Origin of the sequence: Rhodococcus sp. NyZ502, assembly GCF_041464245.1 — a bacterium.
Lineage (GTDB): Bacteria > Actinomycetota > Actinomycetes > Mycobacteriales > Mycobacteriaceae > Rhodococcus_F > Rhodococcus_F qingshengii.
The window spans coordinates 3,129,271-3,142,971 of sequence record NZ_CP167155.1; the positions used below are offsets into that span (position 1 = coordinate 3,129,271).

The 13,701-nt window shown below is 61.1% G+C and carries 13 protein-coding genes; 8 read left to right on the forward strand and 5 right to left on the reverse strand.

The window, feature by feature from the left end; translation table 11 throughout:
• Positions 1 to 6 precede the first annotated feature (6 nt).
• The gene (locus tag ACBG85_RS14605) at positions 7 to 435 is read left to right on the forward strand and encodes a PaaI family thioesterase (RefSeq protein ID WP_003945020.1); all 429 of its coding nucleotides are present in this window, start codon (positions 7 to 9) and stop codon (positions 433 to 435) included.
• Positions 436 to 518: 83 nt separating this feature from the next.
• Here the strand turns inward: ACBG85_RS14605 and ACBG85_RS14610 are convergent, their stop codons facing one another.
• Positions 519 to 1,934 (reverse strand): NAD(P)/FAD-dependent oxidoreductase, encoded by a 1,416-nt coding sequence (locus ACBG85_RS14610; RefSeq protein ID WP_165639264.1) that lies wholly within the window; start codon positions 1,932 to 1,934, stop codon positions 519 to 521.
• 411 nt (positions 1,935 to 2,345) lie between these two features.
• On the opposite strand from ACBG85_RS14610, the gene ACBG85_RS14615 reads away from it, so the two are divergent.
• Positions 2,346 to 3,143 (forward strand): ArsR/SmtB family transcription factor, encoded by a 798-nt coding sequence (locus ACBG85_RS14615; protein ID WP_372023849.1) that lies wholly within the window; start codon positions 2,346 to 2,348, stop codon positions 3,141 to 3,143.
• Positions 3,144 to 3,594: 451 nt separating this feature from the next.
• Here the strand turns inward: ACBG85_RS14615 and ACBG85_RS14620 are convergent, their stop codons facing one another.
• The gene (locus tag ACBG85_RS14620) at positions 3,595 to 3,876 is read right to left on the reverse strand and encodes a hypothetical protein (RefSeq protein ID WP_042450929.1); all 282 of its coding nucleotides are present in this window, start codon (positions 3,874 to 3,876) and stop codon (positions 3,595 to 3,597) included.
• Between the two features lie 52 nt (positions 3,877 to 3,928).
• On the opposite strand from ACBG85_RS14620, the gene ACBG85_RS14625 reads away from it, so the two are divergent.
• Genes ACBG85_RS14625 through galE form a run of 5 tightly spaced genes read left to right on the forward strand, consistent with a single transcriptional unit; the run spans position 3,929 to position 9,325 of the window.
• Positions 3,929 to 6,016 carry a glycosyltransferase gene (locus tag ACBG85_RS14625; protein ID WP_372023851.1) on the forward strand — a complete coding sequence of 696 codons (2,088 nt, stop codon included), beginning with the start codon at positions 3,929 to 3,931 and terminating at the stop codon, positions 6,014 to 6,016.
• A 46-nt stretch (positions 6,017 to 6,062) separates the two neighbouring features.
• Positions 6,063 to 6,335: a PqqD family protein gene (locus tag ACBG85_RS14630; protein WP_054825873.1), complete on the forward strand. Its 273-nt coding sequence runs from the start codon at positions 6,063 to 6,065 to the stop codon at positions 6,333 to 6,335.
• Positions 6,336 to 6,342: 7 nt separating this feature from the next.
• Complete coding sequence (locus ACBG85_RS14635) at positions 6,343 to 7,221, forward strand: hypothetical protein (protein ID WP_372023853.1); 879 nt, start codon at positions 6,343 to 6,345, stop codon at positions 7,219 to 7,221.
• Positions 7,200 to 8,330, forward strand: coding sequence for a nucleotidyltransferase family protein (locus ACBG85_RS14640; protein ID WP_054825874.1), 1,131 nt, complete (start codon positions 7,200 to 7,202; stop codon positions 8,328 to 8,330). Before ACBG85_RS14635 ends, ACBG85_RS14640 begins: the two co-directional genes overlap by 22 nt.
• On the forward strand, positions 8,327 to 9,325 hold the full coding sequence (galE, locus tag ACBG85_RS14645; RefSeq protein WP_372023855.1) for a UDP-glucose 4-epimerase GalE: 999 nt from the start codon (positions 8,327 to 8,329) through the stop codon (positions 9,323 to 9,325). Before ACBG85_RS14640 ends, galE begins: the two co-directional genes overlap by 4 nt.
• Positions 9,326 to 9,332: 7 nt before the next feature.
• Here galE and ACBG85_RS14650 read toward each other — a convergent pair whose 3' ends face one another.
• Entirely contained in the window at positions 9,333 to 10,316 is a 984-nt protein-coding gene (locus ACBG85_RS14650) for a hypothetical protein (protein WP_372023857.1), read from the reverse strand.
• A gap of 517 nt (positions 10,317 to 10,833) precedes the next feature.
• Between ACBG85_RS14650 and ACBG85_RS14655 the strand changes: the two genes are divergently transcribed.
• A complete protein-coding gene (locus ACBG85_RS14655; protein WP_372023859.1) occupies positions 10,834 to 11,976 on the forward strand; it encodes a diguanylate cyclase domain-containing protein in 1,143 nt (380 codons plus the stop codon).
• On the opposite strand, the gene ACBG85_RS14660 is transcribed toward ACBG85_RS14655, so the two are convergent.
• Positions 11,965 to 12,438, reverse strand: coding sequence for a DUF5709 domain-containing protein (locus ACBG85_RS14660; protein WP_007732075.1), 474 nt, complete (start codon positions 12,436 to 12,438; stop codon positions 11,965 to 11,967). The two genes, ACBG85_RS14655 and ACBG85_RS14660, sit on opposite strands and share 12 nt — an antisense overlap.
• Before the next feature lie 73 nt (positions 12,439 to 12,511).
• Entirely contained in the window at positions 12,512 to 13,687 is a 1,176-nt protein-coding gene (locus ACBG85_RS14665) for a lipase family protein (protein ID WP_054827626.1), read from the reverse strand.
• Between the last annotated feature and the right edge of the window lie 14 nt (positions 13,688 to 13,701).

Sequence of the window (13,701 nt, forward strand, 5' to 3'; positions counted from 1 at the left end):
GATGGCATGGTCGACACTGCTGAGACCGCAGAGATGATGAAACGGCTCGGAACGGGCTTCGACGCCACCATCGGCCTGGAATACACCGAACTGAGCCCAGATCGCGTGCGGGCGCAATGGACCGTCAAGCCCACGCTGCACCAGCCCGCCGGGATACAGCACGGGGGTGTGTACTGCTCGGTGGTGGAGTCTCTCGCCAGCGTCGGTGGCACCGTGTGGCTGGGCGAGCGAGGACACGTGGTCGGAGTCAACAACAACACCGACTTCCTGCGCGCAACGCGGGAGGGCACTCTCACCGCTGAAGCCACCCCGATTCATCGCGGACGCACCCAGCAACTCTGGGAAGTTCGCATCACCGACGAGAACGACCGACTCGTTTCCAAGGGACAGGTTCGCCTCGCGAACATCACCGAGGTGGCGAAGATCGGAAACTGACCACGCGGCAGTCGATCGAATGACGGAGGGCGGCTGCGGAGTTGAACTCCACAGCCGCCCTCCGCCGGTCACTCAGGTGTTGATCAGCCGGCGGCCTTCTGCTGCTTGTCGGCAGCCTTCTTGGCTTCGCCATTCGAAGCGCTGCCGGACTCCGTCGCTTCCTTGTTCTTCTTCTCCAACTCGCCCATCGCGTTTCGCGCGAAGACCTGCTGCTCGGTGGACGCCATCTGAGCACGGCCACGCCCGAAGAACGTCACCGCCCATGACAACAGCGTCGAGGCACGGGAACGGAATCCGACGAGGTAGAGGAGGTGAATTGCCAGCCAGGCAACCCACCCGATGAAGCCGCTGATCTCGAGCTTGCCCACCTTGGCTACCGCGCTGAAGCGCGAGATCGTTGCCATACTGCCCTTGTCGAAGTACTTGAACGGAACTCGTTCCGACGGGGACTTGCCGTCCAGTGACGCTTTGATCTGCTTGGCCGCGTACTTGCCACCCTGCATGGCAACCTGAGCCAATCCGGGCAGCTTGTCGAGCGACATCATGTCGCCGATGACAAAGACGTTGGGGTGCCCGGGCAGAGACAAGTCGGGATTGACCATGACGCGGCCGGCGCGGTCGGTTTCTCCGCCGCTCTGTTCTGCGAGCTGCTTGCCGAGGGGGCTGGCCTGCACGCCGGCGGACCACACCTTGCACTGCGACTCGATACGGCGAAGCGTGCCGTCCTTCTCCTTGATGATCAGACCGTCGTTGTCCACGTCGGTGACCATCGCGTCGAGCTGGATCTCGACGCCGAGCTTCTCGAGCGTCTCGGCAGCCTTGCGGCTGAGCTTCCCGCCGTACACGGGCAACACGGCAGGGGCGCCGTCGAGGAGCACGACGCGCGCTTCACGAGGATCGATCTTGCGGAACGCGCCGTCCAGCGTTCGACGGGAAAGCTCGGCGATCTGCCCGGCCAACTCCACGCCGGTGGGGCCGGCGCCGACAACGACGAAGGTGAGCAAGCGCGCACGCTCGGCGGGATCGTCCGACAGTTCGGCCTGTTCGAAGGCCCCGAGGATTCGTCCGCGCAGTTCGAGGGCGTCGTCGATCGTTTTCATTCCGGGGGCGAACTCCGCGAACTGGTCGTTGCCGAAGTACGACTGACCGGCACCGGCTGCCACGATCAGACTGTCGAACGGCGTAACCGTGACGCGTTCGAGCAGGCGCGAGGTCACGGTCTGATTCTCGAGATCAATGGTCTCGACCTCACCGAGCAGTACCTGTGCGTTCTTCTGCTTGCGCAGCACCAGTCTCGTGGCGGGAGCGATGTCACCGACCGAGAGGATGCCGGTCGCAACCTGATAGAGGAGCGGCTGAAACAGATGGTGGGTTGTACGCGCGATCATCGTGATGTCGGCATCGGCTTTTTTGAGAGCCTGAGTGCCGAACAATCCTCCGAAGCCGGAACCGATCACCACTACGCGGTGGCGGTGCGGTTCAACCGACTGGATGCTCATTCCGTACTCCTCGAGTTCTAGGCGACAGTCCTACGGTAGTCCCACCGCGGCCGAGCTTCTCTGCGAGCAGTCCGACGCGCGCCGGTGTGTCCGAATCGATCAAGCGGCCTCGAGGGTGATCACTCCCGAGGTGATCGGCTTGGCCGGACCCCGGGGTGATCACCACTTTGTCGAGGTGTCAGCTACTGGCGGACGGACAAGATGAACAGTGCGATGCACCCGCCGACGAAAACCAGGATCGACAGGGCCACCGAGGCATACCCGACACCCACTCCAATTGCTGCCCAGTCCATGTGCCCAACCTCTCTTACGGTGTAATCCGGGATTCAGATCACATCTGCCTAGAGACATCACACCTCATCTGTCCCAACTTTCGAAACCCGGCACGCCCAACCGTTGACATGCAAGTAAATGCTTGCATATTGTGAAGTTGTGAACGACCGGATGAATGCAGCCTTCAAAGCACTGGCCGATCCCACACGAAGGCTTCTCCTGGACCGCTTGTTCGTAGCCAACGGTCAGTCGCTCGGCGAGCTGTGCGACAGCCTCGACATGAGTCGGCAAGCTGTCACTCAACACCTCACCATGCTCGAGGACGCCAATCTGATCAGCACGGTCCGACAGGGGAGGGCGAAGCTTCACTATCTCAATCCCGTTGCGCTCGAGGAGATTCGAGAGCGGTGGATCAACAAGTTCGAGGTACCGCGCCTTCGTGCGCTCAGTACCGTCAAAAGAATCGCGGAGGAAGCCATGACCGACAAGCCCAGTTTTGTGTACGTCACCTACATTGCGAGCACGGCGGACAACGTCTGGAAAGCGCTCACCGACGCACAGGCCACCGCAGAGTATTGGGGACACAGCAACGTCTCCGACTGGCAGCCGGGATCGACGTGGGAGCACCGCCGGATCGACGGTTCGAACATTGCCGATGTAGTCGGCACCGTAGTCGAGAGCAACCCTCCGTCGAGGTTGGTCACCACCTGGGCTGATCCGAACGGCGAACCGGGCGTCGACATCTCTCGGGTGAGTTTCGACATCGAAGCCTTCGGCGCGATCGTGCGACTGACCGTCAAGCACACCGATTTGGCGGACGAATCGGCTCGCATGGAGGTGGCCGGTGGATGGTCGGCGGTGTTGTCGAACCTGAAGTCCTACCTCGAAACCGGAAGCACTCTTCCGGTGGCGCCGTGGGAGATGCCGGTCGGTTGACGGTTGTCGACCGGGACAAACGAGTCCCCTGAACAGGAGGAGATCGCCGTACGTTTGTCCGAACAGTCGGCCCAGTCCGGACTCAAATTCGCATAACCGTCAAATATCGGCGCGTTCAGTCTGTAAAGTTGCCAGAAGGATGCTAGCGTTTTGCCCGACATCGAGTGAGGACGACCTCGTCTCGGACGCATGGGAGAAACGCTATGGGCGGCGACGCTTTTCAGAATGTTCCAGTTGATCGACGCAAGTTCGTCAAGACAGTTCTAGCGGCCTCGGCGGTAACTGTGCCAGTCGTGACGTCGATCAGCCTCGGTGGTGCGGCGCCGGCCTTCGCAGCCGGTGACACGCCGAATCTTTCCGGAGCGCCAAGTCGTGGCCAGCAGAATCCGAATCAACCAGGCGGCGAGCAACCAGGCGGGAATCAACCCGGTGGTAATACTCCGGGAGGGAATCAGCCGGGCGGAAACGAGCCGGGCAATCCCGGATCATCGGGAAGTTCGGGATCGTCAGGAAGTTCGGGTAGTTCCGGGAGTTCGGGACCGTCCGGAAGTTCCACAGGTTCCGGATCAACCGGTAGCTCGTCAGGTTCGGGTGGAACGACGACCGCCAAACCCACCGGGCCGACAGCGCCGACGGAGCCGACCGTCCCGACTGTGCCAACCGTACCGACGGTGCCGACCACTCGCACCGAGCCGACCTTCCCGACCCCTCCGACCCAGCCGACAAATCCCACGGAACCTACGTAGCCGACACGACGCGACTGGTTCCGAGGGGGAACACCGACGATGACAGAGTTCGACGTCGCGCTACACCGCGCTCTGAAGAAGTTTCAGAGCGCGGGGTCAGTTCAGGTGAAGGAGACTCCGCCACACGGAGAACCGGCCGATCTGACTGTCGCGATCGCGACCTACGACGATTTCGACGGCGCGTACTTCACGATCCACTCGATCTTGGTCCATCATCGCGAGGTTCTGGACAGAGTCGAATTCGTCTTGTTGGACAACAACCCCGAGGGGTTGCCGGCGCCGATGCTCGAATCGTTTGCCGGTTACATCGATCGGTTCCGCTACATCCCGTTCACCGACGTTCGATCGACTGCGGTGCGGGACGTCCTGTTCCGCAAGGCCACCGGAAAGTATGTCCTTGTCCTCGACTCTCACGTGATCTTGGCACCGGGATCGTTGTCGGCGTTGCTGGCGTATTTCGATGCGGACCCGGAAACCGACGATCTGATCCAGGGACCGATGCTCTCCCAGGATTCCTCGCACATCGCGGCCACCCACATGGACCCCAAGTGGCGCAACGGGATGTTCGGCTCGTGGGGAGTTGATCCGCGAGCGAAGCAACACCCTGACGTGCCTTTCGAGATCGTCATGCAGGGCCTCGGCTCATTTGCCTGCAGGCGTGAGGCATGGCCGGGATTGAACTCGCACTTCACCGGATTCGGCGGTGAAGAGGGATACATCCACGAGAAGTTCCGGATCAACGGCGGAAAGGTCGTCTGCCTTCCGACATTTGGTTGGCACCATCGATTCGAGCGCCCGGCCGGTGTCCCGTATCGAATAAACTGGGAAGATCGTGTTCACAATTACCTGCTCGGTTGGAGTGAGGTCGGATGGGATCTCGACTCACTCCATCGTCAGTTCTCCAGGTACCTCGGTGATTCGTATCCCGAGATTCGTCACCGTGCCGAGCTGAGCGTCCAGCGACCCGAGTTGGTCTTCGGTGGGGTGGTCGTTCTCAGCGACGACGGCCGAGTCGCTCCGTGGCGTTCATGCCTGGCGGAGGCCGAGTCGATCGAACTGACCGTTCACCGTGCCATTCCGGCGGAGGACGACGCTCCGGATGGGTGGAGGACTGCGTCTGCGTTCGTCGCCGGAATCGACAAGGCCATTCTGTTGGCGTGGAAATCGGTAGTTTTTCTGGACGAGATTCGCGTGATCGAACCCGCGGTTATGTACAAGCTACGGAACATCGTCGACGACCTCCCCGCCGAAGCCGATACGGCTGTCATCCACGCACACGGCGAAGATCTGGTCGGAGCTGCACTGATTGTTCGCGCGGCGACATACGGAACTTTGCGAGACGAACTCTCACGAAGGATCAACGGACCCGTGCCGTCCGACTTCTCACTGGCGGCTTATCTGCTCGAGCGAGGCGCAGTCGACGTTGTGCTCGATCGCCCACTGTCGCCTGTCCGAGTAGGGGGAGAACCCAACCCCGTTGTCGAGGATTCTCAGTCGGACCTCGGTGTTGCCGTCGTGAATCTCGATCTTGACATCGACAGATGGAAAGCGTCCTGGCATAGATTCATTCGCTTACCGCGCGTAACAGCGGTGGAAAGAGTGTCGGCTTTCGAGGACGCGATGAATCAGGACGCGGCCTTCACCGTCTCGTGGCGTCGTGCGCTCGCTCGGGCGACTGAGAAGGGCTGGGATTCGGTCCTCATCGCTGCTGACGACGTCAGTTTGCTGGATGCCGCCGCATCGATCCTTGGCCATGCCCGCGAAGAGTTGGATCACGGCGATTGGGATGTCGTCCACCTCGGACACGACCCGAAATCGAGGGACGGAGCTCTGCTCGACGGTTCGGCACTCTTGCGCACCAGTCCTGAGAACCGTGGAGTCCACGCCGTTCTCGTACATTCACGCGCCTTCGAGCGAATTCTCGACGAGATTGCGGATCCGGAGTCAGATCCCGAAGCATTCGGACAATGGGCGGGTCACTACCGAACTCTGGGCGACTACCTGGTGGATGCGAGTGCCGGGGGAGCGCTCACGTGCCTGACGCTGTCGCCCGGCATCGCCTCCACACGCAGCCTGATTCGTTCGGGCGCAATCGAATCCGAATACTCACGACGCTTCGCACTGTGAGACCACCACCGAAACGAAATCGGATTCGCTGAATCAAGGAGATATCTTGACCGAACTACTCGAAGGTGTGAGACCGCAACGCTCTCAGACGGTGGAGAGCAACGATCTCACCGACGGTGTTGTGCTGTACGACAGTTCCAGCGAGGTTGCCCATCACCTCAACCCGGTCGCGACGTTGGTGTGGGAACTGTGTGACGGCCGGACCGTCAGCGATATTGTCCAGGCCGTGGCAGAGGTGCTCGAGATCCCTGACCACGAGGCGAAGTCGGTAGTCAACGAGACGTACGGACAGCTGAGCACCTCTCGTCTGCTGGTATGAGAATTCCGTGACAGGCAACCACGTACCACAATTCCGGGCGCACTACCTTTGGGTTGACGCGATTCTGCGCGGTTTCCGCATACCCGAGGTCGGTGTCGTCGAGCATCGGATTGCCAGTCCGTGGCCTGCGGACAACAACGTCGAAGTTCGGATTCAGCGGAATCGAGCGACATTCGGTCGCTGGGACGTCACCATCGAATCGACCATCGGCGGCAGCCGTGAAACGCTGATCGGTCTCGACGGTCTCCAGCTCGCGGAAAGCGTGTACCGCACGGTGCACCGGGATGTCATGACGGCCGCGCACGCCCGACAGTGGACACGCCTGCACGCCGCTCTGGTCGACTGCAACGGTGTGAGAGTGGCGATCGCCGGGCATTCCGGGGCGGGCAAGACCACCTTGGCGCTCGCCCTTGCCCTGCGGGGTGCACAACTGCGTGCTGACGAAGGCGTCTTCATTCGTGGTACCGAAGCTGTGGGCTTACCACGGCGGGTCCACCTCAAAGCCGGTACGTTCGACGTCCTCCCGGAGATCAAAGCGCACGATTCGCTGTATCTTCCGTACGCCCCGCCGGTGTGGGCGTTGGACCCGTCAACCTTGCCTGCTGAACGAAACGTCAGCTCGGCGGTTCGCGGAATCGATCTGGTGCTGATCCTCGATGGATGGGACGAGGGGCCGACTCGACTCGCTCCGATGCCCGTATCCCAAGCGATACAGTCGCTGGCCGAGCAATCCGCCCTGTGGTCCGACAGTCACGGAGTGACCCTGAGAAACATCGCTGCTCTACTCTCGAATGCCCCGTGCTACAGACTGATTCGACATCACGGCGACACCGGCGCCGACACCGTGGAGGAACTGGTGGCGTCATGCGTGACACCCGGTACCTGATTTCCATGTTGAAACCCGAGTGTGGGGCCGACGTCATCCGCTTGTGTTCGCAGCAGGATTGGCCCAGAGTCATCGACGCCGCTGTAAGGCACAAGGTATTGCCGCTGCTCGCCTCCCGAGCGGTCGAGGCCGGCTTCGCATCGGTCCTACCTGCGAGCTTCGCGGAAATGCTGTCGGAATCATCGGCCACCGCATCGAGTCCGGAATTGACGCTGAGCCTTGTCCATCACCGAAACACCATAAGGATCTCGGACCTCGACGCGCAGCGAGTGGAACTGCAAGAGCTGTTACACAGCAACGGATTTCCGACGGTTGCACTGAAGGGTGCCGCCCTTCTCGAGCGAAAAATCTGGCCGAACCCGGCAGCTCGACGGATGACGGACATCGACCTTTTGGTCGTCGACCCTGCACATGCCGTTCCGGCCAACGACGCGATCCTCGATTTCGGCTACCGAATGGTCCGCCCCGACGAAGTGGACTCCGACTCCATCGATCACGACGATCACCAGGAACCGGCACTCCTTCGCGACGACCGTCATGGCTCCGTCGAAATCCATTCGCACTTACTTCCGAGGTTCGCCCGTCACGCGCTGACCCGGGAGGCCGCGGTCCGAGGAATCAGCTCGGAGGCGGAAGGATCCCGCCTTGCGATGGCCGACGTGACGCTGCACGTCATCGCTCACGCGCGGCTTGCCGATCGGGCCTTGATTCGAGCCGATTTGTCGTTGAACAGTGTCTTCGACGTGGGGTACCTGCTCACTTCCGAACCGGAACTCGCTGTGACGCTCTCCAGACGCCAGTTGCCACGCGATGTCCGTCGGGCGGTGAACGTCCACTGGGCGGCGGTGGAATCGATCTTCGGCGTCAGTACCGGAATGACGACCGTCCCGGCGCGTTGGTGGTGGCGATGGACGCTGTGGTTGGCGGATCGCCCACGCCTGCACTCGCTCTACCGCGATCTGGTCATGGTGCCGCTCTTTCTCGACCGTGATCGGCTTTCCATCCGGGACGGGCGCGACCTACGTGGATGGGACTTGGCCCGCTCACGCGTGTCCCACTTCGTCCGTCGTGCGAGGACTGCCGTCGAAGATGCCGGGGGAGCGGCGTGAAAGTACTGATCACGGGCGGAGCGGGATTCATCGGAAGCACCGTCGCGTCGAAGTGCGTCGACGCCGGGATCGATGTCGTGATTCTCGACAACCTGCTGACCGGCCGCGCCGAATTTGCGCACAGATTCCCGTTCTACTGCGGCGACATCGCGGACGAGAAACTGCTCGACAAGGTATTCGCAGATCATTCCGATATCGATGCGACAGTTCACTGTGCGGCCTTGATCGTGGTCGGAGATTCCGTGAGTAGCCCGGCGCGGTACTACGAGAACAACGTATCCAAGTCGCTGACGCTGGTATCGAGTGTCCTTCGGAACGGGTGTGAGCGCTTCTTGTTCAGTTCCTCTGCGGCGGTGTATGCGCCGAGCGACGGTGGGTGTGTCGACGAACGTTGGGGGATCGCACCGCAGAGTCCCTATGCGCACAGCAAGGCTCAGTTCGAAACGATGCTCGACGACATTGCGGCGGCCACTGAATTATCGGCGATATCTCTACGCTACTTCAATCCGGTCGGGGCAGATCCGGAGCTGCGAAGTGGTACACCATCGGCACGCCCGACCCACGCACTCGGAAAGCTGTTCGAATCATATTCGACAGGAACGCCTTTCAGGGTTACGGGAACGGATTGGCCGACGCGCGACGGATCCGGAGTGCGTGATTACGTTCATGTCTGGGACCTTGCAGACGCTCATGTTCGAGCACTGGAAAGGTTCGACCGGGTCACCGCTGAATCATCACGCATGACTGTGGTCAATCTGGGCAGCGGGCGGGGGACGACGGTGTGGGAGCTGGTACACACATTCGAGAACGTGCTCGGCGAAGATATCGACGTGGTCGCTGCCGGCCGACGCACCGGTGACACTGCCGGCGCTTATGCGTCGAACGATCGTGCGTTGCGACTACTCGGGTGGGTTCCGACATTCACCCTGAAACAGGGGATCGAGGACACCGCGCGGTGGCTGGCAGTGCGGCCGCACCTGCTCAACTCGGTGTAGCCGAACGTCAGCCCGTCGGGTCGTCGTCAACGGTGATGTTGTTGCTACGTAGCCAGAAGGTGGCGTCCGGATCCCACCCGGCGAGCACGGTGGCCCCCGCGTTGGCCGACAACGGGATCGCGACGCCTGGCGTGGTCAGATAAGCCATCATGGTCAGGTGGACGGCGTCGTAATCCGCGGACACCGAAACCCAGTCCGGAATGAACCAGTCACGGTATTCACCGGTCGTGTCGTACCACACGGAGCGACGTGAAGCGGGCACAGGCAGGGGATAGGTATCGACCAGATTCGCCCAGTCCTGCGGTCCGGTGATCTCGTAGATCCGGGGCGCGCCGTAGATCCTCACCGGCTGCACCCGCGCCTCGTTCGAGGAGCTGTCTTCTTCGAGAAACACCCCGAGTGCCCCGATACCGTCCCGGGCCCTGGTTGTTTCGGTTGTACCGTTGGCAAAAGGGGTAGACCACCATTCGCCTCCGATGTGACGGTCCGGATCTTCGATCTGGTATTCCAGAAACCGGCGTTCGTAGTCGAGTGCCTCAGCGCGCCACTGTTCGAGGCCGTCTTCTGTGCGGTAAATCCGCAAGGGTAGGTCCGACCAGCCGTAAATGGGGTTTCGCTTTTCAACCAGATTCTGGTTCAGAAGGTCAGCAGGCTCGGTCCACCAGGCGGTGTGTGACGAGTCGAGAAGGGTTTGGGCGATCGGGCGCAATGCCGCGATCACCTCAGGGCGGACGAAGATCAGATCTTCTTCGTCCGGCGGCTCCCAGTAGCGTGCGCAATCTACGGCATACGCAAGACAGTGCAGAATCTCGAGTTCGGACATCTCGCCGATTGCCCGGATATCAACAGCGCCGAGAACTTGGAGCGCATGTTCCGGCGATTGAGGCCAGTGTCCATCGGATGTGCGTGCGCCGGCGCGGCATGCGTAACCGACGTTCGCACAGAAGCGACGGCCACGTGGTGAACCGAGGACGAGTGCAACGGAATCCATGTGGGTAAAGCTAGCGGACAAGCTGACGGGGGACGTTCGAATATCCATTACTTGACATAATGTAGATTATCGGCAAATTCTCGACCTGGCGATATCCGCCTCACGCCTGGTTCGTGCAACCTTCTTTGTTTCCGCCCACCCACGTCTGTCTGCCGGTACATTTGCCGGCTTTCCTGCGTTTCCGTCCGAGATCTGCGACCGGCTTGCACGACTCGACTATTGCGACTCCGCGATCGCCGGCTGAATTGCTACCGATCACCGCCGGGCCTCGCCGGCGACTGCGGCTACGCCGCGCGACCTGGACGCTCACGAGCAGAAACGACCAATAGGTGCTCTGATGTGGATTGATGCCGATAAACACGTCTCACCGACTTCTGGTTACCCCACCTCAATTCGTCACTGTGACGTATTAAGGGCGACAGGCTGGATGCGAGGTCAGTTCCATTGTCATCGCCACGGACTACTATCGCCGCATGTGTTGTATTCGACCGGTCGCTTCTCATGGTCAGTGGCCGCGATGAGCGACACACCCAAGGTCGTGCATCGCTGGCTCGCAGTGCCAGACCAGTTTGACCGATTCACGCGATTCTTGCGCGACAACGGAATTCTGATGCCGACTCGGATAGGCATCGGCGTATTGGTTTTCCTCCTGAGTATCACGATTCTGCTGAAGCGACTGGGCACTCATTCGGTACAGACCATCGGATTTCCGTTGGACGTCGTCGTCGCAGTGCTTGTGATGATCGGCGGAATTGCCCTGCCTGTCATAGCGACCACCCGTGAAAGGTCGTATTTCTTCGTCGTTGCCGGGGACTTCGCTGTTGCGGTGATCGTGCTGGCCGAGGCGAATCCGGATCAGAGATTACTCGGATGTCTCGTCTTCGGGCTCGTCGGCTCGTACATAGCCTTCTTTCACAATCTTCGAACTCAGCTGTGGCACCTGCTGTTTTCCGGGGCGGTCATCGTTGTTGCCAGCATCGGCGTGTTCACCGATGTACCTTCTGGCCTTCCAGACGTCCTGGGGCGCATTGCCTTTGCCATTCCTGTCATCACTGTCATACCGGTGGTCACGCAGATTGCTCTGGCGCTTCTGAGCAACGACGCTCAAAGCTCAGAACTCGATCCGTTGACGGACCTGCTGAATCGGCGCGGACTCGCACGGCGGACTTCCGAACTACTGCAAGCGAAATCCAGCCTCGACCAGTCCTTGCTGGTGGTGGTGATCGACATCGACAATTTCAAACACTTCAACGACACCTACGGTCACGACGTCGGCGACCGAGTCATACTGCGCACGGCCTATCGACTACACGACTGGGCCAGATCGGACGCGGCGATAGCGCGCATCGGCGGTGACGAGTTCGTCGTCGTTCAGATGATGCCGTTGCCGTACGTCGGCGATCTACTGGCCCGGATCGCGCCCATCATGAACTCCCCTACAGGCGAACCAATCTCGACGACCAGCATCGGCATAGCCATCCACAACGGCGCCTGGCCGGACGTACACGCAGCAGAAAGTGGCGTTCACGATCTACATCGCCTCGCCGATTCGGCGATGTACGAAAGCAAGAGAATGGGTGGAAATCACGTCCACTCCATCGTTCTCACCGATCAACAGCTACAACAGCCACAACAGTCAGGCGATCGTTCAGTCCTCTGAATCGTCGATCAGATGCATCGCGGCTTCCTCTGCCGACGCTGCGCCGCCGTCGATTCCGACGTCTCCGGCAATGAGTTCACTTTCCTCGTCCTCGTATCTGCCCTCGTCTTCGGCAACGAGACGCCCGACCCGACGGTTACCCACTTCGTCACCGTCCGGGAATTCTTCTTCCCGTTCGAATTCGTCGGCATCGGCGGGATCCTTCAAAGGATCTCCGAGCGACGCGTACGGATCGGGTTCTTCTTCGGCCAGGCGCTCGTCGAGGGTCTCCCCCGCTGATTCCTCGCTGCCGGTCAACCCGTGGGCATCAAGTCCCAGTGGGCGTTCCGGTGGTGAGATTCCCTCGTCGAGAATGTCGTCGACGCCTCGATCGATCAGAGTGTCTTCAGGTTGAAGCTGGTCGTCGGGATCGAGACTGTAATCGCCATTGCCGGCCGCGCCGGTGTCATCCGTGTCGCTCATACGATCAACGATGCCACGGGCACACCGAGTTGGCCATGTGCCGCGCCTGCTCGATACGTCACTCCGGAGACATTCAGCACGAACGCGGGGCCGGCACTCCGTCGAATCGGTCCTGTAGGTACTCGAATGCGGTGGGCAGACCGAGGACCGCAGTGGTGAGGTGGTCCGGGCTGGGGAACAGTTGGGATTGAATCGTGGCTCCGGCGGCGCAGTACCGCGAAATCGTGTTGACCACCGAATCGATGGGGATCAGAACGTCGTCGGGTGTGTGCCATTCGAACACCGGGGCAGTCGGCACACCCGGATAGAGTTCGACGCTGTTGTCGTCCATCACCTTTCGCACTTCAGGGCTGGACAGCAAGGATGTCGACGTCGACACCTGAGAGGCACTGCGCCCGGCACCGACCCTGAGGATGTCGTTGGTGCACGCGTTGGTGAGTTCGGCCCGCATCGACCGTCCGAGGTCGTTGAGTTGGTTGCTCAGCGGCAGTAGGTCGGGATACTCGCGTTCGAGGCCCATTGCTGCGGCGAATGCGAGGCCGAATGCCGGGTGCGGATCCTGTCCGAGGCCGTTTGCCATCTTGGACAGATTCATCGGGACGCCGCCCTCGGCTACACCGACAAGGTTGACCTCGGGTGCGTAGCTCGGGGCCAGTGCGGCCGCCCACGCGGTGGCCATGCCGCCGCCGGAGTAGCCGGCAATACCTACAGGGCTGGCGCCACTACGCAATTCGGGGACTTTCTGAACGGCGCGGATACCGTCGAGCGTAATCTGTCCGCCCAGGCGCGCGGCGCCGTACGCACTGTTGGGTCCGAGATGGTCGGGAAGGGCAATGGTCCATCCACGTTGCAGCGCGACGTTGAGGATGGGCGCTTCACGGATGACGATGTTGGGATCCGATGCGTAAAGCGCGCGAGATGGCGCACATCCCGTACCGAGTGCATTGACGATGTGCTGATACGAGAGCAACGGGCCGTCTTGTGCTTGATTCGGCGGGACCAGGATCGTGCTGACCGCGGCAATAGGCTTGTTCTCTGAGTTCGTGGACCTGTAACTGACCTGCCAGATCGCGACGCCGGGAAAGGTCATCAGGTCAGGGGCCCGGCGCACGGAGATCGGCGTGCCGGCGGTCCCCTCGGCAGCTGCTTGCGAGTAGAACGGGTCCGGGTCCGGTGCCGGATATGCGGGATCGGCCTGTGCAGTCCCCCCGGAGAGCAGTGCGGCAGTCAGTGCAGCGGCAGTCAGCATCGATCCGGTAAACA